Source organism: Nocardiopsis sp. NPDC055824, assembly GCF_053616335.1.
Genome location: NZ_JBSHDN010000135.1, coordinates 1 through 18287 on the forward strand (window position 1 = coordinate 1; position 18287 = coordinate 18287).

General features: G+C 72.1%; 20 protein-coding genes and 1 pseudogene. 12 read left to right on the top strand and 9 right to left on the bottom strand.

The features are described from left to right. Nucleotides 1-418: 418 nt before the first annotated feature. Nucleotides 419-2104, top strand: coding sequence for an ATP-binding cassette domain-containing protein (locus ACWGL3_RS22700; RefSeq protein ID WP_452461763.1), 1686 nt, complete (start codon nt 419-421; stop codon nt 2102-2104). A gap of 84 nt (nt 2105-2188) precedes the next feature. Here the strand turns inward: ACWGL3_RS22700 and ACWGL3_RS22705 are convergent, their stop codons facing one another. Next, the gene (locus ACWGL3_RS22705) at nt 2189-2557 is read right to left on the bottom strand and encodes a fluoride efflux transporter FluC (protein ID WP_267949608.1); all 369 of its coding nucleotides are present in this window, start codon (nt 2555-2557) and stop codon (nt 2189-2191) included. Further along, nucleotides 2554-2982 carry a fluoride efflux transporter FluC gene (locus ACWGL3_RS22710; protein ID WP_267949609.1) on the bottom strand — a complete coding sequence of 143 codons (429 nt, stop codon included), beginning with the start codon at nt 2980-2982 and terminating at the stop codon, nt 2554-2556. Before ACWGL3_RS22710 ends, ACWGL3_RS22705 begins: the two co-directional genes overlap by 4 nt. Nucleotides 2983-3346: 364 nt before the next feature. Here ACWGL3_RS22710 and ACWGL3_RS22715 point away from each other — a divergent pair, with 364 nt between their 5' ends. Genes ACWGL3_RS22715 through ACWGL3_RS22730 form a run of 4 tightly spaced genes read left to right on the top strand, consistent with a single transcriptional unit; the run spans nt 3347 to nt 7294 of the window. After that, the gene (locus ACWGL3_RS22715; RefSeq protein WP_267949610.1) at nt 3347-4381 is read left to right on the top strand and encodes an iron-siderophore ABC transporter substrate-binding protein; all 1035 of its coding nucleotides are present in this window, start codon (nt 3347-3349) and stop codon (nt 4379-4381) included. A gap of 2 nt (nt 4382-4383) precedes the next feature. Then, the gene (locus tag ACWGL3_RS22720) at nt 4384-5421 is read left to right on the top strand and encodes a FecCD family ABC transporter permease (RefSeq protein ID WP_452461764.1); all 1038 of its coding nucleotides are present in this window, start codon (nt 4384-4386) and stop codon (nt 5419-5421) included. Further along, complete coding sequence (locus ACWGL3_RS22725) at nt 5418-6470, top strand: FecCD family ABC transporter permease (RefSeq protein WP_267949612.1); 1053 nt, start codon at nt 5418-5420, stop codon at nt 6468-6470. The genes ACWGL3_RS22720 and ACWGL3_RS22725 overlap by 4 nt, the downstream gene beginning before the upstream one ends. Next, on the top strand, nt 6467-7294 hold the full coding sequence (locus ACWGL3_RS22730) for an ABC transporter ATP-binding protein (RefSeq protein WP_267949613.1): 828 nt from the start codon (nt 6467-6469) through the stop codon (nt 7292-7294). The genes ACWGL3_RS22725 and ACWGL3_RS22730 overlap by 4 nt, the downstream gene beginning before the upstream one ends. A gap of 122 nt (nt 7295-7416) precedes the next feature. On the opposite strand, the gene ACWGL3_RS22735 is transcribed toward ACWGL3_RS22730, so the two are convergent. From ACWGL3_RS22735 to ACWGL3_RS22750, 4 genes and pseudogenes are all read right to left on the bottom strand, one after another. Further along, nucleotides 7417-8637: an AI-2E family transporter gene (locus ACWGL3_RS22735; RefSeq protein WP_267950359.1), complete on the bottom strand. Its 1221-nt coding sequence runs from the start codon at nt 8635-8637 to the stop codon at nt 7417-7419. Between the two features lie 243 nt (nt 8638-8880). After that, a complete protein-coding gene (locus tag ACWGL3_RS22740; protein ID WP_267949614.1) occupies nt 8881-9162 on the bottom strand; it encodes a hypothetical protein in 282 nt (93 codons plus the stop codon). A 157-nt stretch (nt 9163-9319) separates the two neighbouring features. Then, a pseudogene (locus ACWGL3_RS22745) lies at nt 9320-9484 on the bottom strand (BldC family transcriptional regulator); the annotation flags it as partial. Between the two features lie 297 nt (nt 9485-9781). Beyond that, nucleotides 9782-10213, bottom strand: coding sequence for an ATP-binding protein (locus tag ACWGL3_RS22750; protein ID WP_267949615.1), 432 nt, complete (start codon nt 10211-10213; stop codon nt 9782-9784). A 279-nt stretch (nt 10214-10492) separates the two neighbouring features. Between ACWGL3_RS22750 and ACWGL3_RS22755 the strand changes: the two genes are divergently transcribed. The 3 genes from ACWGL3_RS22755 (at nt 10493) to ACWGL3_RS22765 (ending at nt 11861) form a co-directional block, all read left to right on the top strand. Then, nucleotides 10493-11254 carry a Scr1 family TA system antitoxin-like transcriptional regulator gene (locus tag ACWGL3_RS22755; protein ID WP_267949616.1) on the top strand — a complete coding sequence of 254 codons (762 nt, stop codon included), beginning with the start codon at nt 10493-10495 and terminating at the stop codon, nt 11252-11254. Then, nucleotides 11251-11427, top strand: a complete 177-nt coding sequence (locus tag ACWGL3_RS22760; protein WP_267949617.1) for a DUF397 domain-containing protein — start codon at nt 11251-11253, stop codon at nt 11425-11427. Before ACWGL3_RS22755 ends, ACWGL3_RS22760 begins: the two co-directional genes overlap by 4 nt. A gap of 254 nt (nt 11428-11681) precedes the next feature. After that, on the top strand, nt 11682-11861 hold the full coding sequence (locus ACWGL3_RS22765) for a DUF397 domain-containing protein (RefSeq protein ID WP_267949618.1): 180 nt from the start codon (nt 11682-11684) through the stop codon (nt 11859-11861). A 98-nt stretch (nt 11862-11959) separates the two neighbouring features. On the opposite strand, the gene ACWGL3_RS22770 is transcribed toward ACWGL3_RS22765, so the two are convergent. Continuing rightward, entirely contained in the window at nt 11960-12817 is an 858-nt protein-coding gene (locus ACWGL3_RS22770) for a helix-turn-helix transcriptional regulator (RefSeq protein WP_267949619.1), read from the bottom strand. A gap of 101 nt (nt 12818-12918) precedes the next feature. Here ACWGL3_RS22770 and ACWGL3_RS22775 point away from each other — a divergent pair, with 101 nt between their 5' ends. Beyond that, nucleotides 12919-14421, top strand: a complete 1503-nt coding sequence (locus ACWGL3_RS22775) for an MFS transporter (RefSeq protein ID WP_267949620.1) — start codon at nt 12919-12921, stop codon at nt 14419-14421. Between the two features lie 226 nt (nt 14422-14647). On the opposite strand, the gene ACWGL3_RS22780 is transcribed toward ACWGL3_RS22775, so the two are convergent. After that, entirely contained in the window at nt 14648-14947 is a 300-nt protein-coding gene (locus ACWGL3_RS22780; RefSeq protein ID WP_267949621.1) for a hypothetical protein, read from the bottom strand. Nucleotides 14948-15168: 221 nt separating this feature from the next. On the opposite strand from ACWGL3_RS22780, the gene ACWGL3_RS22785 reads away from it, so the two are divergent. Beyond that, entirely contained in the window at nt 15169-16260 is a 1092-nt protein-coding gene (locus tag ACWGL3_RS22785; RefSeq protein WP_267949622.1) for a protein kinase family protein, read from the top strand. 214 nt (nt 16261-16474) lie between these two features. Here ACWGL3_RS22785 and ACWGL3_RS22790 read toward each other — a convergent pair whose 3' ends face one another. After that, nucleotides 16475-16810 (bottom strand): EthD domain-containing protein, encoded by a 336-nt coding sequence (locus ACWGL3_RS22790; protein ID WP_267949623.1) that lies wholly within the window; start codon nt 16808-16810, stop codon nt 16475-16477. A gap of 124 nt (nt 16811-16934) precedes the next feature. On the opposite strand from ACWGL3_RS22790, the gene ACWGL3_RS22795 reads away from it, so the two are divergent. Next, a complete protein-coding gene (locus ACWGL3_RS22795) occupies nt 16935-17297 on the top strand; it encodes a MerR family transcriptional regulator (RefSeq protein ID WP_267949624.1) in 363 nt (120 codons plus the stop codon). A gap of 136 nt (nt 17298-17433) precedes the next feature. After that, on the top strand, nt 17434-18234 hold the full coding sequence (locus ACWGL3_RS22800; protein ID WP_267949625.1) for a hypothetical protein: 801 nt from the start codon (nt 17434-17436) through the stop codon (nt 18232-18234). Nucleotides 18235-18287: the final 53 nt, after the last annotated feature.

Here is an 18287-nt window from a genome sequence, read left to right on the forward strand (position 1 = left end):
CCCGGCCCCCGGCCGGGGCCGCGCCCCTGCCTGACGGGGGGACGCGCACGGCCGCCTTCGCCCCGGACGGGCCCACGGGGCGAAGGAGATGCCCCGCCGCCGAGAGCGGTCCACGGGGGACGGCGCCTCCGCGGCGGCGCCGTGCGACCCCGGAGGCGTCCCCCGCCCGGCGGAGCGAACGGCCGACCGGCCGGGACCGCCGGAAAACCCCTGGCCACAGATTCGCACGGTGACTACCATGGGCAACGTGCATCTACCTCTCTACCTCTGAGCGCATTCCGAGCGCCCGCCCCACAGCCGCTGTGGCCGCGGGCCCGCGACGTCTGCCATGACCCCCGAAGGGGTCGTCCCGTCAGCTCGGAGAGCTCCCGCACCCCTCGCGTCCACCGCCGGGGCGGAGCTCTGTTCGGAGGAGAGAATGACCACCGTCAACCCCGTGTCCGGCCTGCCCGCAGGAGAGCGGGCGCAGATCACCCTGTCCGGAGTACGCGTCGACCGCGGCGGGCGCACGGTCCTGTCCGGCGTCGACATGGCCCTCACCCCGCGATCGCGGTGGGGGATCGTCGGCGAGAACGGACGCGGCAAGTCCACGCTGCTGCACGTCCTCGCCGGGACGCTCGCGCCCGACGCCGGAACCGTCCGGCGCGTGGGCACGGTCGGCGTCGCCGAACAGGAGATGGAGGCGGACGGCGGCCGGACCGTCGGCGACCTGGTCGACGTCGAACTCGCCGCCGCGCGGACCGCCCTGGCCGCGCTCGACGCGAGCGCCGCGGCGCTGGCCGACGGGCTCCCCTGCGCCGCCGAGGAGTACGCGGCGGCCCTGGACGCCGCGGAGGCGCTGGACGCCTGGGACGCCGACCGGCGCGTCGACCTGGCCCTGGAGAACCTGGGGGCCGTCACCGACCGGTCGCGCCCCCTGGAGCGATTGTCGGTCGGACAGCGCTACCGCGTGCGGCTGGCGTGCCTGCTGGGTGCCTCGCACGACTTCCTGCTGCTCGACGAGCCCACGAACCACCTCGACGCCGCCGGCCTGGACTTCCTGACCGAGCGGCTGCGCGGCCACCACAACGGGGTGGCACTCGTCAGCCACGACCGCGCCCTGCTCTCGGACGTGGCCACGACGATGCTCGACCTCGACCCGAGCCGCGACGGCGAACCCCGCGTCTACGGCGGGGGCTTCGCCGGGTACCAGGAGGGCCGGCGTGCGGAGCGGGAGCGCTGGGCGGCCGAGTACGAGCAGCAGCAGGTCGAGCACGCCCGCCTGACCCAGGACCTGTCGGCGGCGCAGAACCGGCTCGTCAGCGGGTGGCGCCCGGAGAAGGGGACCGGCAAGCACCAGCGGGCCACCCGGGCGCCCGCCCTGGTGCGCGCCGTCCACCGGCGGCGCGAGGACCTGGAGGAGCACGCGCTCACCGTGCCCCCGCCCCCGCTGCGGTTCCGCATGCCGGAGCTGCGGGCGCGGCCCGGGACGGACCTGGTCGCGGCCGAGGGGGTCACCGTGGCGGGGCGCCTGGACCGGCCGGTTTCGCTCACGCTCCGTTCCGGCGACCGGGTCGTGGTCACCGGGGCCAACGGGGCGGGAAAGTCGACGCTCCTGTCGGTGCTGGCGGGGCTCGTCGAGCCGACCGGGGGCGGTGTGCGGACCGCGCGCACGGCCCGGGTGCGCCTGCTGGCGCAGGAGTCGCCGCGCGCGGGCGCGCGCCGTGCCCACGAGGTGTACTCCGCCCACGTGGCGCGGCTCGTCGGCTCGGGCACCCTGGCCGAGGGGGAGGCGGTCCCCCTCTCCGCCCTCGGCCTGCTCCCGGCCCGGGACGCCGCACGGCCGCTGCGCGAGCTGTCCATGGGCCAGCAGCGGCGGCTCGACCTGGCGATGGCGCTGGCGTCGCGCCCCGACGCGCTGCTGCTGGACGAGCCGACGAACCACCTCTCGATCGCCCTCGTCGAGGAGCTCACCGAGGGGCTCGGCTCCACCGGGGCGGCCGTGGTGATCGCCACCCACGACCGGCGGCTCCGGCGGGACACGGCCCCCTGGGAACAGCTGGACCTGCGGCCCGGGACCTCCGCGGCCCGGATCGTGGAGCGGTCGGCCGCCGGGGGCGCGTGAGGTGACCGGCTACGGGGCCGCGGCGGTCGTGCCGCCGCGGCCCCGGACGCACGGGCGCGGCCGGGCGGTGGCGCGGGCAGGTCCTCACACCAGCGCGGCGGCCCCGAACCCGGCCGCCGCCGCGAGTACGGGCACGACGGCCGTCAGGGCGATGTTGGCGAGCGCGTGCGGCCGGCCCCGGTGCTGTGCCAGGTGGACCGTCTCCACCATGGCGGTGCTGAAGGTGGTGTAGCCGCCGCAGAAGCCCACCCCGGCCGGGCCCGTCCACGCGGGCGCGACCCCGTGGAACACCACCGCCCCGGTGAGGGCCCCCAGGAGGAGAGAGCCGCTGGTGTTGACGACCAGGGTGGCCCAGGGCAGTGTCGTGGTCCACCGGTCGCGGACGGCGCCGTCCACCAGGAAGCGGACCGCCGCGCCCAGCCCCCCGCACAGGGCGATCAGGACCCCCGTCACCGCGGCTCCCCGTCGGGGCGGGAGCACATCGCGGGGGACCGGCCGCCGCCGGCCGCCAGGATCCCGGCCAGCGCGGCGAGCAGCCCCAAGGCGATGCTCGCCGCCGTGTACGCCGCGGCGGCGGCCGGTCCCGGCTGCGCCGAGAGGGAGACGGTCTCGACGGCCAGGGCGCTGTAGGTGGTGAACGATCCGAGCACGCCGGTGCCGAGGAACAGCCGCACCCGTGCGACGGCCGGCGTCTCCGGCCCGCGCGAGGACAGGGTCTGGAGCAGCAGGCCGAGCAGGAAGGCCCCGGCGACGTTGACCGCCAGTGTGGCCAGGACCCCCGCGTCGAACGCCTCTCCGGCGACCCCCGCCAGGTGGCGCAGTCCCGTGCCGATCACGCCCCCGGAGAAGACCAGGGGCAGCGCATACCGGTGACCCATCGAACCCCTTCCTGCGGACCGTGCCCGGGACCGCCGCAGCACCCGTCCCGGACGCCGTCCCCCGCGGGTCGGTCCGGGAACCGGTGCGCCGGCGGTCGTCCGGGAGCTCCCGGCCTTGGGACATGCTTCTGCGGACCGGAGGGAACACGGTGCTCGGGGACCTGACCGAGACCTTACCCGCGCCCCCGCGCCCCCGCGCCCCCGCGCCCGGAGCGGGCGGCCCCGATCCGCCACCGGGGGCGGGATCCTGGGGCCCGCGTCCCGTGGGCAGGAGGTTTATCCGCCTACCTCCGTTTTGGGAGGATTGAGGTTCTGCTAATTTAGGCGAGCCTACCCTCATTCCTCCAAGAGTGGATGTTCCCTGATGCGCTCCCACCGGTTCACGGCACTGACCGCTGCCGCAGTCACCGTCCTCACCCTCGCCGCATGCGGCGCCCAGCCGGAAGAAGAGGAGGCCGCCGCCGAAGGCGGGTCCGGCGAGTACCCGATCGTCATCGAGCACGCCCTGGGCACCACCACCATCGAGGAGCAGCCCGAGCGGGTCGCCTCCGTGAACTGGGCCAACCACGAGGTCCCGCTGGCGCTCGGCGTCGTCCCCGTCGGCATGGCCGAGGCCAACTTCGGCGACGATGACGACGACGGCGTCCTCCCCTGGGTCGACGAGAAGCTCGACGAGCTCGGCGCCGAGACGCCGGTGCTCTTCGACGAGAACGACGGCATCGACTTCGAGGCCGTCGCCGACACCCAGCCCGACGTCATCCTCGCCTCCTACTCCGGTCTCACCCAGGAGGACTACGACACGCTGAGCGACATCGCCCCCGTCGTCGCCTATCCCGAGGGCCCCTGGGCCACGTCGTGGCGCGACATCATCCGGCTCAACAGCCAGGCCATCGGCCTGGCCGAGGAGGGCGACCAGCTCATCGCCGACCTGGAGCAGGAGATCGCCGACGTCGTCGCCGAGTACCCGCAGCTCGAGGGCAAGTCGGCCATGTTCATGACCCACGTCGACCCGACGGACGTCAGCCAGATCGGCTTCTACACCACCCACGACACCCGGACCCTCTTCTTCGAGGACCTGGGCCTGGAGACCCCCGGGAGCATCGCGGAACTCTCCGCAGGCACCGACCAGTTCTCCCTCTCCCAGAGCACCGAGCAGATCGACGCCTTCGACGACGTCGACATCATCACCGGCTACGGCGACGACACCGGCGAGCTGCTGGAGCTCCTCCAGAGCGACCCGCTGCTCTCCAAGATGCCCGCCGTGGAGCGCGACTCGGTCTACCTCCTGCCCGGCAGCTCCCCCCTGGCCACCGCCGCGAACCCGACCCCGCTGTCGATCTCGTGGGTGCTCGAAGACTACGTCGCCGCGCTCGCCGAGGCCGCCGACAAGGTCCAGTGACGATGGCCGTCACCCGTCCCGCACCGGACGCCGGCGCCGCGCGGCGCCCGGTGCGGGCGCGTTCGCTCTGGCTGCTCCTCGCCCTCGCGGTGCTCGCGGCGGCCATGCTGGCCTCCGTCGCCTGGGGCTCCCGCATCGTCGGCCTCGCCGACGTCGCCGCCGCCCTGGGCGGCGCGGACGAGACGATCGAGCAGGCCGCCGTCACCAAGCGGGTGCCGCGCACCCTCCTCGCGGTGCTCGTCGGCGCCGCCCTCGGCCTGTCCGGGGCGGTCATGCAGGGCGTGACCCGCAACCCCCTCGCCGACCCGGGCATCCTGGGCGTGAACATGGGCGCCTCCCTCGCCGTGGTCTGCGGCATGGTCTTCTTCGGACTCACGTCCCCGAGCGGCTACATCTGGGTGGCGATCGGCGGGGCCGCCGCCGCGGCCGTCTTCGTGTACACCGTGGGCTCGCTCGGCCGGGGCGGGGCCACGCCCCTGAAGCTCGCGCTCGCGGGCGCCGCCACCTCGGCGGCGTTCTCCTCGCTCGTGACCGCCGTGGTGATGCCGCGCAACGACGTGGCCGGGAGCTTCCGGATGTGGCAGATCGGCGGTGTCGGCGGCGCGTCCTTCGACGGCGTCGTCCGCGTCCTGCCCTTCCTCGCCGTGGGGCTCGTCCTCAGCCTGATGTCGGCGCGGGCCCTGAACTCCCTCGCCCTGGGCGACGACCTGGCGGCCGGGCTCGGCGAGCGCGTCGCCCTCGTGCGCGCGACCGCCGGGCTCGGCGCCGTGCTGCTGTGCGGTGCGGCCACCGCGGCCGCCGGCCCCATCATGTTCGTCGGCCTCGTCGTGCCGCACATGTGCCGTCTGCTGATCGGCGTGGACCACCGGTGGCTGCTGCCGTTCTCCGCACTGCTCGGCGCGGCGCTGCTCACCGCCGCCGACGTCGTCGGCCGCGTCGTGGCCCGTCCGGCCGAGGTCGAGGTGGGCATCGTGACGGCGCTGATCGGCGCACCGGTCTTCATCTACATCGTCCGTCGCCAGAAAGTGCGTGCCCTGTGAGCGCGGAAACCGCCATCCGACCCCTCGGCGTCGAGGCCGTCACCCGCGGCCGGATCCGGCGCACCGCCAGGCGGGGCGCCGTCGTCGCGGTGCTCGCGGTCCTCATCGCCGCCGTGTTCGCCACCAGCCTCATGGTGGGCCGGACGTTCTACCCGCCCGCCGACGTCGTCGCCGTGATCCTGGGCGAGCAGGTGCCCGGGGCCTCCTTCACCGTCGGCACGCTGCGCCTGCCCCGGGCAGTGCTGGCGGTCGCGGCCGGGCTCTGCTTCGGCATCGGCGGCGTCACCTTCCAGACGATGCTGCGCAACCCCCTGGCCAGCCCCGACATCATCGGGATCAGCTCCGGGGCGAGTGCGGCGGCGGCCTTCGCCATCGTGGTGCTCTCCCTGGGCCGGACCGGGGTGTCCGCCGTCGCGATCACCGCCGGACTCGCCGTCGCCCTGCTCATCTACGCCCTCGCGTTCCGCGGCGGGGTCGCCGGGACCCGCCTGATCCTCATCGGCATCGGCATCGCCGCGATGCTCGACAGCCTCACCAGCTACGTCCTCTCCCAGGCGGCCGAATGGGACCTCCAGGAGGCCATGCGCTGGCTGACCGGCAGCCTCAACGGCTCCACCTGGACCGAGACGGTGCCGGTCCTGCTGGCCCTGGCGGTCCTGGCGCCCCTCCTGCTGAGCCAGGCCCGCAACCTCTCGGCGATGCAGCTGGGGGACGACACCGCCTCCGCGCTCGGGGTGCGTGTCGAACGCACCCGGGTGATCGTCATCGTCGCCGCCGTCGGCCTCATCGCCTTCGCGACCGCCGCGGCCGGGCCGATCGCGTTCGTCGCGTTCCTGTCCGGGCCCATCGCCGCCCGCATCGTGGGGCCCGGCGGCTCGCTCCTGGTGCCGTCGGCCCTCGTGGGCGCGCTCCTGGTCCTGGTCGCGGACCTCGCCGGCCAGTACGCCTTCGGGACGCGCTTCCCGGTCGGCGTCGTCACCGGCGTGCTCGGCGCGCCCTACCTCGTCTACCTGATCGTCCGCACCAACCGCGCCGGAGGCTCCCTGTGACCGCGAACCACTCCCTGGAGGTCCAGGACCTCGCGCTCGGCTACGGAGACCGGGTGGTCATCGAATCCCTCGACCTCGCCGTGCGGCCGGGCGGCATCACGGTGATCGTCGGGGCGAACGCCTGCGGGAAGTCCACGCTCCTGCGGTCGATGTCTCGCCTCCTCGCCCCCAGGAAGGGGCGGGTGGTCCTCGACGGCAAGGAGGTGCACCGCACGCCCGCCAAGGAGCTGGCGCGCACCATGGGCCTGCTGCCCCAGTCGCCGATCGCCCCCGAGGGGATCACCGTCGCGGACCTCGTGGGCCGAGGACGCCACCCCCACCAGGGGATGTTCACCCGCTGGAGCCGGGAGGACGACGCCGCGGTGGCGGCGGCACTGGAGGCGACGCACACCTCCGACCTGGCCGAGAGGTCGGTCGACGAGCTCTCCGGAGGCCAGCGCCAGCGGGTGTGGATCGCCATGGCCCTCGCCCAGCAGACCGACCTGCTGCTGCTGGACGAACCCACGACGTTCCTCGACGTGAGCCACCAGGTCGAGGTGCTCGACCTGCTCACCGACCTCAACCGGGAACGCGGCACGACCATCGTCATGGTCCTGCACGACCTCAACCTCGCCGCCCGCTACGCCGACCAGCTGATCGCGCTCGCGGACGGGCGGCTGCACGCCATGGGCGAGCCCGCACAGGTGCTCACCGAGGACAGCGTGCGCGCGGTGTTCGGCCTGGAGAGCCGGGTCATCCCCGACCCGACCACCGGCAGGCCCCTCATGCTCCCCCTCGGACGCCACCACGTGCTGGAGCCCTCGGGCCTGGCCGCGGAGAACTGACGGGACCGGCGGGGCGGGACGTCCCGCCCCGCCGGACATTCCGGCCCGGGGACCCCGCGCGATGCCGGACCGGCTCCCCGCCGGGGAGGGCCGCAGCCCCGGCCCCGCCCGCGTCCCGCTCGTCAGTCCTGGGGAGGCGGGGTGGACCCGGTGCGCCCGCCGGTCCCCGTCGCGGTCCCGCCACCGCCCTCGCCGGTACCGCCGTCCTCGCCGGGTCCGCTGTCGTCCCCGGGGGGCGCGCCGCCGTTCCCGGCCTCCCCGGTGTCCGCCGCGGGCCCCTCTCCGGCCCTGGCCGCCGAGAGCAGGTGGTGCTCCTCCACCTCGTACCGGCGGATGTAGGTGCTCAGGAAGGCCTGGAGGCTCGCGCCCATCGGCAGCGCGAGCAGCGCGCCGGGCGCTCCCAGGATGGCCACGCCCGCCAGGACCGAGCCGAAGGCCACCGCCGGGTGCATGTCCAGGGTCTTGGCGGTGATGCGCGGCTGGAGCAGGTAGTTCTCGAACTGCTGGTAGACGATCACGAACACCAGCACCCACACCGCCGGCCAGACCCCGACCAGCAGGGCCACGAGCACCGGGACGGCCCCGCCGATGTAGGTGCCGACCGTGGGGATGAACTGCGACAGCACGCCCACCCACAGCGCCAGCGCGAACGCGAAGGGGATGTCCAGCACGACCAGCACGGCGTAGTGCGCGCCGGCGCAGACCAGTGCCAGGAGCGCCCGCGAGTACAGGTAGCCGCCGGTCTTCTCGATGGCGATCTCCCAGGCGCGCAGCGTCTCGCGCTGCGTGCGGGGCGGCAGCACCGAGCAGATCACGCGGCGGAAGCGCGGCCCGTCGGCGCACAGGTAGAAGGTGAAGAGCGCGATCGCCAGGCCGTTGAAGAGCAGGGCCATGACGGTCGTCCCGGCCCCCCAGACGTTGTCGGCGATCGCGGAGGCGTACTGCTCGACGACCCCGCTGGCGCTGGAGATCTCGTTGAGCAGGGTCGTGGGCGAGTAGGTGGTGTCGAACGTGGTGTTGACCCAGTGCAGCGCGGCGCGGATCATCGCCGGCACCTCGGCGGCGAAGGCCAGGACCTGACCGACGAGCATGGACCCGAGCAGGCTGAAGAACGCCACGACCAGCGCCATGACCAGGAGCATCACGGCCCCGGTCGCGGGACCGCGCGGCCAGCGGTGCCGGTGGAGCCAGTTGACGGCGGGTTCCAGCGCGAGCGCCAGGAACAGCGAGATCAGCAGCAGCACGATGAGGTTCTGCAACCGCAGGAACAGCCACAGGGCGATGCCGAACGCCGTGACGATCCACATGGCCAGCATCATGGCCCGGGGGAGCCAGGGCGGCATGCCGCCACCGCGGTCGGGGCGCGGGGCCCTGGGAGGCATGGTGCTCGTGTGCAAGCCGGTCTTCCTTCTGTGTGCCGCGCACGACGAAGCGCGCGGCGGTGCGGGGGTGTCTCCCCGGACGATAGCGGTCCTCGCAGGGTGTTTCGCCCCTTCGGCACGGCCCGCGTGAGATCGAGTGACCTCGTCACCGGTCTTCCTCCCATCGTGGGGGAGGACCGATGACGCGTGGGCGCGGCGCGTGCTTCACCCGTCCGGGGGCGTCGTGGTGCGGTGGTGGTGCCAGTGGCGGATCGCGGCGCCCAGGCAGGCGGTGTCGGCGGCGTCCACCCGCTCCCGGGCGGCGTCCAGGCGGGCCTGGGCCGCGGCGACCTGTTGCTGGGCGGCGATCTGGGCCAGGCGTGCCAGCCCCGCGGCGGCGTCGGCCGCCGCCCGCTCCCGCTCGTGCATCGCCGTGTGGGCGCGGTGTTCGGCGTGCTCGGTGTAGGGGCGCAGGAGCGGGGTGCCGTCGCTGGAGGGCGCGTTCACCCTGGTCCCTCCCTTCTCAGGGGTGGTGCGGCTGGGTGCGCAGGGTGGTGATGAGGTCGCTGATGCGGGCGGCGGCGGTGGGGTCGCCGTGGGCGGTGGCCAGGTTGCGGACCTCTTCCAGGGCCACCAGGACGGCTCCGCCGTCGCGCGGGGTGGTGAGCAGGGCGTTGATCTGGGTCTGGGGGTAGCGGCGGTGTCCGCCGAGGGTTTTGACCGAGGCCAGGCGGCCGTCCTTTTCCCAGCGGGTGACGGTCTTGGGGTCGACGCGGAAGAGGCGGGCGACCTCTGCGGGGGTGAGCAGGGCGTCGGCGTTCTCGACCAGGTCGGGCAGGGGCGCGGTGGGCACGGTGGTTCTCCGTCAGCGTGTGTTGTCGGTTGTCGGGCGTGTGCGGGTGGGTGGTCGATGGTGGGTGGGGGTCCGGGCCGGGGAAGTACGACCGGACCCGAGTGGGTAGGGCGGGGCCGCCGGCCCCCCTTATCGGCGGCGGCCCCGCGGCCCGGTGGTGTTCCACCGGGCGGGGAACCCCCGGGTGTACGGCCCGAGGGCGTGTGGTGCGAGGGGGACGGGTTCCCGGCAGGGGGAGGGGGCGGTCTCCGGCCGGGAACGGTGTCCCGCAGGTCAGGGGTTCTCGATGACCGCGCGTACGGTCAGAGGGCCGAGGGCGGTGCCCTTCCACTCCCATTCCCAGTCCCAGTACACGGCGAGGTGGTCCACCAGGTGGAGGCCGGGAAGCGGGGAGCGGTGGGCGTCGCCCAGGCGCGGACAGGGGACGGCGGTGCCGCCCAGGGGGCCGCCGTCGGTCACGGCGACGGTGACCAGGAACGGGTTGACGTCGATGACCACCCGCACGGTCCCGCCGGGGTCCCCCGAGCGGGTGTGCCGGTGCGCGTTCGACACCAGGGCTCGCGCGACCTGGAGGACGTTGCGCCTGGGACGGCGGGGGACCACGGTGTGCACCCAGTTGGACAGGGCGCTGTAGTCGCGCTCGTGGCCCAGAAGAATGCCGTGCCGGTGGGGCTCGGAAAACCCGATCCGGTGCGGGTAGGGCACAGCGGGCCCGGACGCGGGATCTGGTTTCGGTGCCGGGGTGGCGGTAGGCTTCATTCGTCTCACCTCGTGTCTTTGCGGACAGGTGGGGCATTTGCCTCGGCGGCCGCTCTCTACTTCGGCCGCCGAGGCTCTTTTGTGCCCGACTTAGCCGCCCCACCGCATGCCTGCGATGGCTTGGCCTTGGTCCAGAATGCGGCCAGAATTAGCTGTCTCATAGCTTCCGGAATGATCTCGGGATTCCGTGATCCTGAATGGGCCACTCTTGCTAATCTGGCACGCATGATCCTTACTCCCTTTCAGGAAGCTCTCATCAAGTTTCGAGAGCTAGCAGGGCTCACTCAGCGACAACTAGCTGATCGGAGTCAGACATCGCATTCGAGCGTGAACCGTTGGGAGCGCGGGACAGGGACACCAAAAAGGGACAATGTTGCACTTTTGGATAGCGCTCTTGGGGCCCAGGGTGTCCTTCTAGCTGCGTGGCGGAGGACCACGGAAGGTACCGGACTACCTGACTGGGCGAGGGATCTGGAATCCATCGAGCGCACGGCGAGGCACCTGACTGCGATCACTCCCGCGATGGTGCCGGGCTTGCTCCAATGTCCTGCGGTCGCCCGCGCTGTGTTCCGAGCCGGACTCCCTGGGGCGTCACCGGGAGATCTTGCGCGTTTGGTCGCGCTGCGGACGGAGCGACTGAAAGAGCTGCCTGATATGGATGTGACGGCTGTGTTCCCGGCAGCGGCAGTAGCCGGGCTTCCCGCCGACCTTCGCCAGGCGCAGGCCGTGTATCTCCTAGAGTGGGCCGCGACGGGGCGGGTGAGCCTGCATCTCGTACCGCAGGGGGCGACGCTCCTCGTGCCTGCAAGCCCGCTCATGCTGTTCCGGCTGGGGACGGGGGATCTAGCGGTCGTCAGTGACCACGCCGACGGTAACGTGATCCACGAGGACACCTCGCACGACAGACTTTCCGGTGAGGTTACGGCCGCTCTTGCTGCTTCCCTGCCAGTTGGCCTCTCGCTGGACGAACTTAGGAAGATGACTTGAGCACCACCATCGAATGGCATAAGTCCAGCTACAGCGCCAACGGTGCGAACTGTGTGGAGGTCGCGGAGGGGCCGGTGACCGGCGTCCGTGACACCCAGAACCGAGAGTTGGGCCATCTTGCGGTGCCTGCTCCGGAGTGGGCCGCTCTGGTGAGCGCGGTTCGCGGCCTGTAGTCACCGAAAAAGAACCGGTCCCGCCCAGGCGTAATGGGCGGGACCGGTTCTGTTCAGCGGGTTCAGGCTACCCGGGGGCAGGGTGCTTCACCAGGACCGAAGACCTCACACGGCGCGGTGGCCGAACCAGGTCACCCGAACTGCGACGATTCGCGATCCTTGGTCCCGTCATGGGGTAGGAACCGGGCGTTATCGCTGACGCAAGCTGAGAGTGGTGGCACGCGATGGTCGCACGTTCTTCGAGGCAGCATCACATGATGACTGAGGACTGGAACAAGTCCACCTACAGCAACGCCGAAGGGGGGCACTGCGTGGAGGCCCGCAGTGACCAGGCCACGGTCCTGGTCCGCGACACCCAGAATCGACCGCTCGGCCACCTGTCGGCCCCGGCCCCCGAGTGGACCGCTCTGCTGGCGGCGGTGCGCAGCCGGTAGTCACCGAGAACGGAACCGGTCCCGCCCGGGCGTCATGGGCGGGACCGGTTCTGTTCAGCGGGTCCAGTCCGCTTCATCGCAGGACGCGGTCGCCGCCGTCACCCGCGTGCAGGGGCGTCGATGTTCACTTCCGACAGCTGGAGAAGTCGCTGTGAGGTGGTCTCGTCGGCAGGCGTCATCACGGTCAGCCGGTGACCGGTCTCCGCGACGTTGGTCGAGACGAAATTGAGCTGCAGCAAACCGACAAGCGGACTGTTCAGCCGCTTGGTCTCCAGGTGCTGGAGCATGACGTCGTGCCGGTCCCACAGCTGTGAGAACTCCTCCGACCGCTGCCGCAGCTCTTCGACCGTCGTGCTCGCGGTGCGTCCTGTGTCGGTGCCGGCGACCGCGCGCAGCTGCGCGACCATCCGGGCGGCGACGATGTCGTCGTCGACGTAGCGGCTGCGCCAGTCGGCGTTGGTGAAGAACTGCAGCGCGCAATTCCGCTCGGCGGGCGGTATCCGGTCCATGTCCGTGAACAGGAAGCGATAGGAGAGGTTGTAGGCCACCACGTCGAACACGCTCGTCTGCAGGCACGCGGGAAAGGGATCGAGTTTGTCCAACACCGGCTGGTACGCCGCCAACAGCGACGCGTCGAGCGCCGACGGCGCGGTCGACCGGGTGTGCACGCCGGCGAGGCGTTCCAGGTGCCGCTTCTCGGTGGCATCCAGGTGAAGGGCTCTGCCGACCGCGGTCAGGACCTGCGTGCTGACGTTGATCGGCCGCCCCTGCTCCAGCCAGGTGTACCAGGTGACGCCCACTCCGGCGAGCACCGCGACTTCCTCACGTCGCAGGCCGGGCGTGCGGCGGCGTCCGGTGGCGGGAAGCCCCACCCGGTCCGGGGTGAGCCGCTCGCGTCGGGTGCGCAGGAAGGCGCCGAGCTCGCGCCTGATCGCAGGGGGCCGGGGACTTGTCATGCCTCCACCATGCCTCACGTGCGGACCGGTATCCAGGTTCGGTCAGTACCCCCATAAACAGGCTCCTGGTACCAGGATGACGCCGCTGCCAGGGTCGAGACGTGACCAGAGAACCGAGAACGCAGACACCCTCCCCGCAGGTCGAGGGTGACCACGAGACCCGCAGCGCCCCGCCGACCCCGTCAGCGACCACGGAAGGGACGCCGCCCGCGACGCTGGGCACGGCCGGCCTCCTGACCGCGCTGTCCGCCCTGCTGCTGTCGGTGGTGAGCTTCGCCGCGGCGGGCATCGCCGTACCGAGTATCGGTGCCTCGCTGCAGGCTTCGGCGTCCGAGCAGTCGCTGGTGGTGTCGGTTTACTCCCTGGGGTTCGCCGCGCCGATGGTCGTCGGCGGACGTCTGGGCGACCTGTACGGAAGGCGGCGGCTCTTCCTGTTCGGCATGGCCGGATTCACCGCGTTCTCGCTGATGGCGACCCTCGCGCCGACCATCGCCGTGCTGATCGTCGCCCGTGCGCTCACCGGCGTGTCGGCGGCGGCGATGGTGCCCCAGGTGCTCGCGACGATCACGGCCTCCACGCATGGACGCGAGCGCGCCCGGGCGGTGGCCCTGTTCGGAGCGACCGCCGGCGGCGCGACGGCGGTGGGTCAGGTCCTCGGAGGCGTCCTGCTGTCGGTCCCCCTGTTCGGCTCCCCCTGGCGCACGGTCTTCGCGATGAGCGTCCTCACGGGCGTCGTCGCGTTCCTCGCCGCTCTGCGCTGGATGCCCAGCACCGACGCGCCGGGCGACCGTTCACTGGACCTGATCGGCACCGCCCTGCTGGGGGCGGCACTGCTCGCGCTGATGATCCCCTTCTCCCAGGGTGGTGCGCTCGGTTGGCCCGGGTGGTGCTGGGCGCTGCTGGCGGCCAGCCCGGTGGCGTTCGCGGCGTTCTGGACGCGGCAGCTCCGGCTGCACCGCCGCGGTCTGGTCCCGCTCGTCCCTCCGCCGCTCCTGCACCTGAAGTCGTACCGACTCGGCCTCCTCATGGCCCTCCTGCTCCAGTCGGCCTTCGGCGCGTTCACGTTCCTTTACGCGCTCTCCACGCAGACCGGTCTGGGCTGGTCCCCGATGGGCGCGGCCGTCGTGCTGCTGCCGTTCGCGCTGTGCTTCCTGGTCGTGTCGATCTGGTCGGGAAAGCTGGCGCCCCGCTTCGGGTTCCGCCGCCTGCTGACGATCGGCGGGTTCGTTCAGGCGGCGATGCTGGTGGTGACCGCGACATCGGTGCTCGTGCAGAGCCCGGGGATGAGCGGGTGGGCGCTGGGCGCTCTGCTGGTCGGCGTCGGGTTCGGTCAGGCGCTCATGTTCGGGCCGCTGGTCGGAGCGATGATCGCCGACGTTCCGCCCTCCTCGGCAGGAGCGGCTTCCGGGGTCGTCCAGACCACGCAGCAAGCCGCCATGGGGCTCGGGGTCGCGGTCGCCGGAGGGCTTCTGGGGGCTGCGACGGCCGACTCCACCGTCCCGGTCGAGCAGGCCTACGCGACGGCACTCGCGGTCTGCATGCTCGTCCAGGCCGCGTTCGCCATCGTCTTCGCCCTCCTCGCCTTCGCCCTGCCCAGGCGCTGAGCCGGGAAGCGCCGGGTCGGGAACGAGCGGCCCGGCGGCGGCACTGTGAGCCGACGCCCACGGGGCGTCGGCTCACAGCCCTGGGGTCGGTGGCGGTTCGGGCGGGGGCGCACGGGTCGCACGCGACCGGTCGGAGGCCGCCCTCGCGCAGGGGGTCGTCACGCCGGGAGAGGACGGCCCCGGAGCAGGGAGTCGGCCCCCGCCACGGTTCGCCGCGGGGGCCGTCTCACGCCATGGTGTCGTGACCGTGCGCGGCGTCGATCCAGGCAGTCTTCTCGCATCCGGTGCCGACGATGCTGGCGTCGACGAGTTCCACGTTCCGGCACTCGAACACGTCGGTGTTCGCCAGGGACATGATGGAGCCGGCCCCCTCCCCGTTGCCGATGCAGCCCGTCGCCCGGACGTCGCCGCCCCGGGGGAAGATGTGCGTGCAGTCGTACTCGGCACGACCCTGGGCGTGCGCCGGGACGGCGAGGGCGGCGAGCAGGACGGCGGACAGTGCCGCAGCGGTGTACATGCGCTTCATGGTGACTCTCCGAGCCCGTTGGTGACCTTGCGTGGTCAGCATGCCAGTGAAAAGCGCGCCGCACCTGCGGTTCCGCGATCCAGGCCTGACCGGGCAACCACACCCCGTCTCCGCCCCGCTCCGGAGGCCGGACCGAAGGGCTGCGTGCCACACTCGGGTGCGGCCCGGCTCAGCCGTGCAGCCGGCCAAGGACGGCGACCCGCGCCCAGGCGGAGGTAACAGTGAAAGGCCCCGACTTGTCGCACGGTGCGCGTATCGCCGCCCACGGCGCGGTCTCCACGGCCCTGGCCCTGTACAGCGATCGCGCCCTGCGCGAGCTCGTGGACACGGCCGTGCCGATCGGATCCGGCATCGGCGGGACGTCGGCCCTGCTGGAGATCGCCGGAACCCCGGTCTTCGTGAAGCGGGTGCCCCTCACCGACCTGGAGAGACAGCCCGAACACGTCCGATCCACGGCGAACCTGTTCGAGCTGCCCGCCTTCTGCCAGTACGGCACCGGCGCCATCGGCAGTCCGGGCTTCGGGGCCTGGAGAGAGCTCGCCGTGCACACCATGACGACGAACTGGGTACTCGCGGCGGAGCACGAGGGCTTCCCCCTGATGTACCACTGGCGGGTGCTGCCGGATTCGACGCCCCTGCCCCGAGAACTCGCCGACGTCGAACGCGCCGTCGCCTACTGGGGCGGCGGATCGCAGGTGCGCCGCCGGATCGAGGCGCTTCAACGGTCCTCGGCGAGCGTCACACTGTTCCTGGAGTACATCCCGCAGAACCTGCACCAGTGGCTGAGCGCCCAGGTCGCAGCGGGCGACGATGCCGTGGACCAGGCCTGCGCCATGGTGGAGGGAGGACTGGAGGCCACCACCTCGTTCATGAACGCGCGGGGGCTCCTGCACTTCGACGCGCACTTCGAGAACATCCTCACCGACGGCCGGCGACTCTACTTCGCGGACTACGGCCTCGCGATCTCCTCCCGGTTCGCGCTGTCGTGGGAGGAGGCCGACTCCTTCGACCGGCATCAGTCCTACGACCGCTGTTACATCGCCACGTATCTGGTGAACTGGCTGGTCACCGCCCTGTACGGATTCGAGGCGGAGGACCGGGACGGCCGCCAGGAGCGGGTGCGCTCCTACGCGGAGGGCGGACGCCCCACCGGAATCCCGGAGGGGGCCGCAGCGGTCATCGCCCGGCACGCGCCCGTCGCCGCCGTGATGTCGGACTTCAACCGCGAGTTCCGGAGCCGGAGCAGGCGGACCCCGTATCCGCTGGAGGAGATCCGCCGGGTCGGCCGCACGTACAGCACGTCCGTCGACTGACGAACCCATAGGACAGACGCCGCTCCGTACCGGGCTGCCAGGCCGAGGACGACTTGTGGCACCAGTGGTCCGTCGCGGCTCATCGCGTTTGCTTCCGGCCCATCACGGGTTCGGCGGGGCCTTCCCCCTCTTCCTCCGCCGGACAGGACCGTGTCGGCAGGGCGCGCCGCACCGGCGGGTCATGGGAGTCCGCGCGCGGCGTCCCGCCGGGCGATCAGATCACCTCGCGTTCTTCCGTGACCATGACGCCGATCGACTTCTGGTCGATGAACACGGCCTCGTCCGGGTTCACCTTCGACCGGTAGTTCTCGGACGCGAAGAACGCGTCGTGATCGGCCCAGTTCTCGAACCAGATCTCCGTGAGGCCGTCGTAGGCGGGTTCCGGGTAGCCCTCGGCCGAAACCGGGTGGGAGACGGCGTACTTCTTCACGTAGCGCAGCGCCTCGGGGATGGAGGTGAACAGAGGGGCGTGCCGGTTGCGGTGATGGTCGACGAACTCGTCGATCTCCATGCCTTCGACGCGGTTGACCAGATAGACGAACTTGATCACGAGGGTGCTCCTGTTGATGTCGCGATGTGCCGGTGGCGGCGCATTCCGTGGATACGGGAAGCGGCCAGCGCTACGGTAAATGCTCACATCGATGTGAGTGTCAAGCGGAGGACGGTGAAACAGGATGCGGATCGGCGAGCTGTCGCGTCGCACGGGTGCGAGCAGACGTTCCCTGCGCTACTACGAGGAGCAGGGCCTCCTCGAGAGCACACGCTCGGCCAGCGGTCAGCGGCACTACAGCGAGGAGCATGTGGAGCGCGTGGGACTGATCCGGGCGTTCCTGGCGGCGGGCGTATCGAGCACCGCGATAGCGGACATGATCCCGTGCATGAAGCGGCCCTCCGTCGACGAGGCGCGACGCGCGGCGAGGACGATGGCCAGGGAACGCGCGCGACTCACCTCGGCGGTCGAGTCCCTCCGCGTGTCCATGAACTCGCTCGAGGACCTCATGGAGACGAACAGGCGTTACCTCGCTGAACACTCCTAGGTCCTGGTGCGTGTCGTGGGCGGGGTGTTCTCGCAGGCCACAGTGTTCCCACCCCGGGGGCGTGGGGGCCTCTGAGGCCGAAGCAGGCCAGACACGTCCCCCGACCCCGTCGTCGGGCGTGGCTAAAGTACCCACCATGCACGAATCCGGCCCCCCGCCTCCCCAGGGTCCCCGCCCTCCCCGACAGCCCGGTCACCAGCCGCCCCCCGGCCCCCAACCGCACTCCGGACCACAGACTCCGCCCGGCCACCGGCCTCCTCCCGGACAGCCGCAGGGCCGCTCCCGTCCCGGGCAGCCGCCCGCACAGCAGGCCCCGCCCAAGAAGGGCTCTGTCGGCAGGACCCTCGCCTGGGTCGGCTGCGGCTGCGCCACCGTCCTCCTCCTCGTCATGGCGGCCGTCGGCTTCGGCGGCGCGTACTACTTCGGCTGGTTCGGCCCGGAGGACGTCCACGCCTCCCCGCCGGGTCCGTGCGATCTCCTGGACACCGACGCCGCGAGCGAGATCGCCGGGAACGGCGAGGGCCTGGAGGTCTATGAGGCCGACCACTCCTACGCGTACGGCGCCGAGGGCCTGGAGTGCGTCGTCACCCCCGGCTACGGGGCCGCGTCCGGACACGAGGTGGACCTGCGCACCACCGTCTTCACCAGCCGGGTGGACGGGATCCGCAAGGAGAACGGCGTCGAGGCCGCCACGGGCTACTTCTACGGCAGCCGTCCGGAGTCGGACGGCTCCGAGTCCGCGACCTGCCCGGACGGCAGGCTCCCGCTCAGCGGCACCGCGAACGGTTCCGGGCACGCCCTGTACCGCATGGACAACCTCGTCGTCGAGGTCGAGGTACTGCCCGCGGGCGACGAGGCCGAGGAGACGCTCGACGAGGCGGGCCGTACCCAGGCGGCCGTGGACCTGCTCTGCGACGCCGTCTCCGGCATGGAGTGACCGCGGTCCGCGGCCGCCGCACACGCGAACACTCCGGCCCGCCTCCGCGCACG

What these genes read in the sequence shown, in the direction of transcription:
- ACWGL3_RS22720 (WP_452461764.1), top strand. Translation starts at nt 4,384, where the DNA reads ATGGCCGTCACCCGTCCCGCACCGGACGCCGGCGCCGCGCGGCGCCCG.
- ACWGL3_RS22755 (WP_267949616.1), top strand. Translation starts at nt 10,493, where the DNA reads ATGATCCTTACTCCCTTTCAGGAAGCTCTCATCAAGTTTCGAGAGCTA.
- ACWGL3_RS22715 (WP_267949610.1), top strand. Translation starts at nt 3,347, where the DNA reads ATGCGCTCCCACCGGTTCACGGCACTGACCGCTGCCGCAGTCACCGTC.
- ACWGL3_RS22700 (WP_452461763.1), top strand. Translation starts at nt 419, where the DNA reads ATGACCACCGTCAACCCCGTGTCCGGCCTGCCCGCAGGAGAGCGGGCG.
- ACWGL3_RS22770 (WP_267949619.1), bottom strand. Translation starts at nt 12,817, where the DNA reads ATGACAAGTCCCCGGCCCCCTGCGATCAGGCGCGAGCTCGGCGCCTTC.
- ACWGL3_RS22735 (WP_267950359.1), bottom strand. Translation starts at nt 8,637, where the DNA reads ATGCCGCCCTGGCTCCCCCGGGCCATGATGCTGGCCATGTGGATCGTC.
- ACWGL3_RS22710 (WP_267949609.1), bottom strand. Translation starts at nt 2,982, where the DNA reads ATGGGTCACCGGTATGCGCTGCCCCTGGTCTTCTCCGGGGGCGTGATC.
- ACWGL3_RS22780 (WP_267949621.1), bottom strand. Translation starts at nt 14,947, where the DNA reads ATGAAGCGCATGTACACCGCTGCGGCACTGTCCGCCGTCCTGCTCGCC.
- ACWGL3_RS22800 (WP_267949625.1), top strand. Translation starts at nt 17,434, where the DNA reads ATGCACGAATCCGGCCCCCCGCCTCCCCAGGGTCCCCGCCCTCCCCGA.
- ACWGL3_RS22795 (WP_267949624.1), top strand. Translation starts at nt 16,935, where the DNA reads ATGCGGATCGGCGAGCTGTCGCGTCGCACGGGTGCGAGCAGACGTTCC.
- ACWGL3_RS22765 (WP_267949618.1), top strand. Translation starts at nt 11,682, where the DNA reads ATGATGACTGAGGACTGGAACAAGTCCACCTACAGCAACGCCGAAGGG.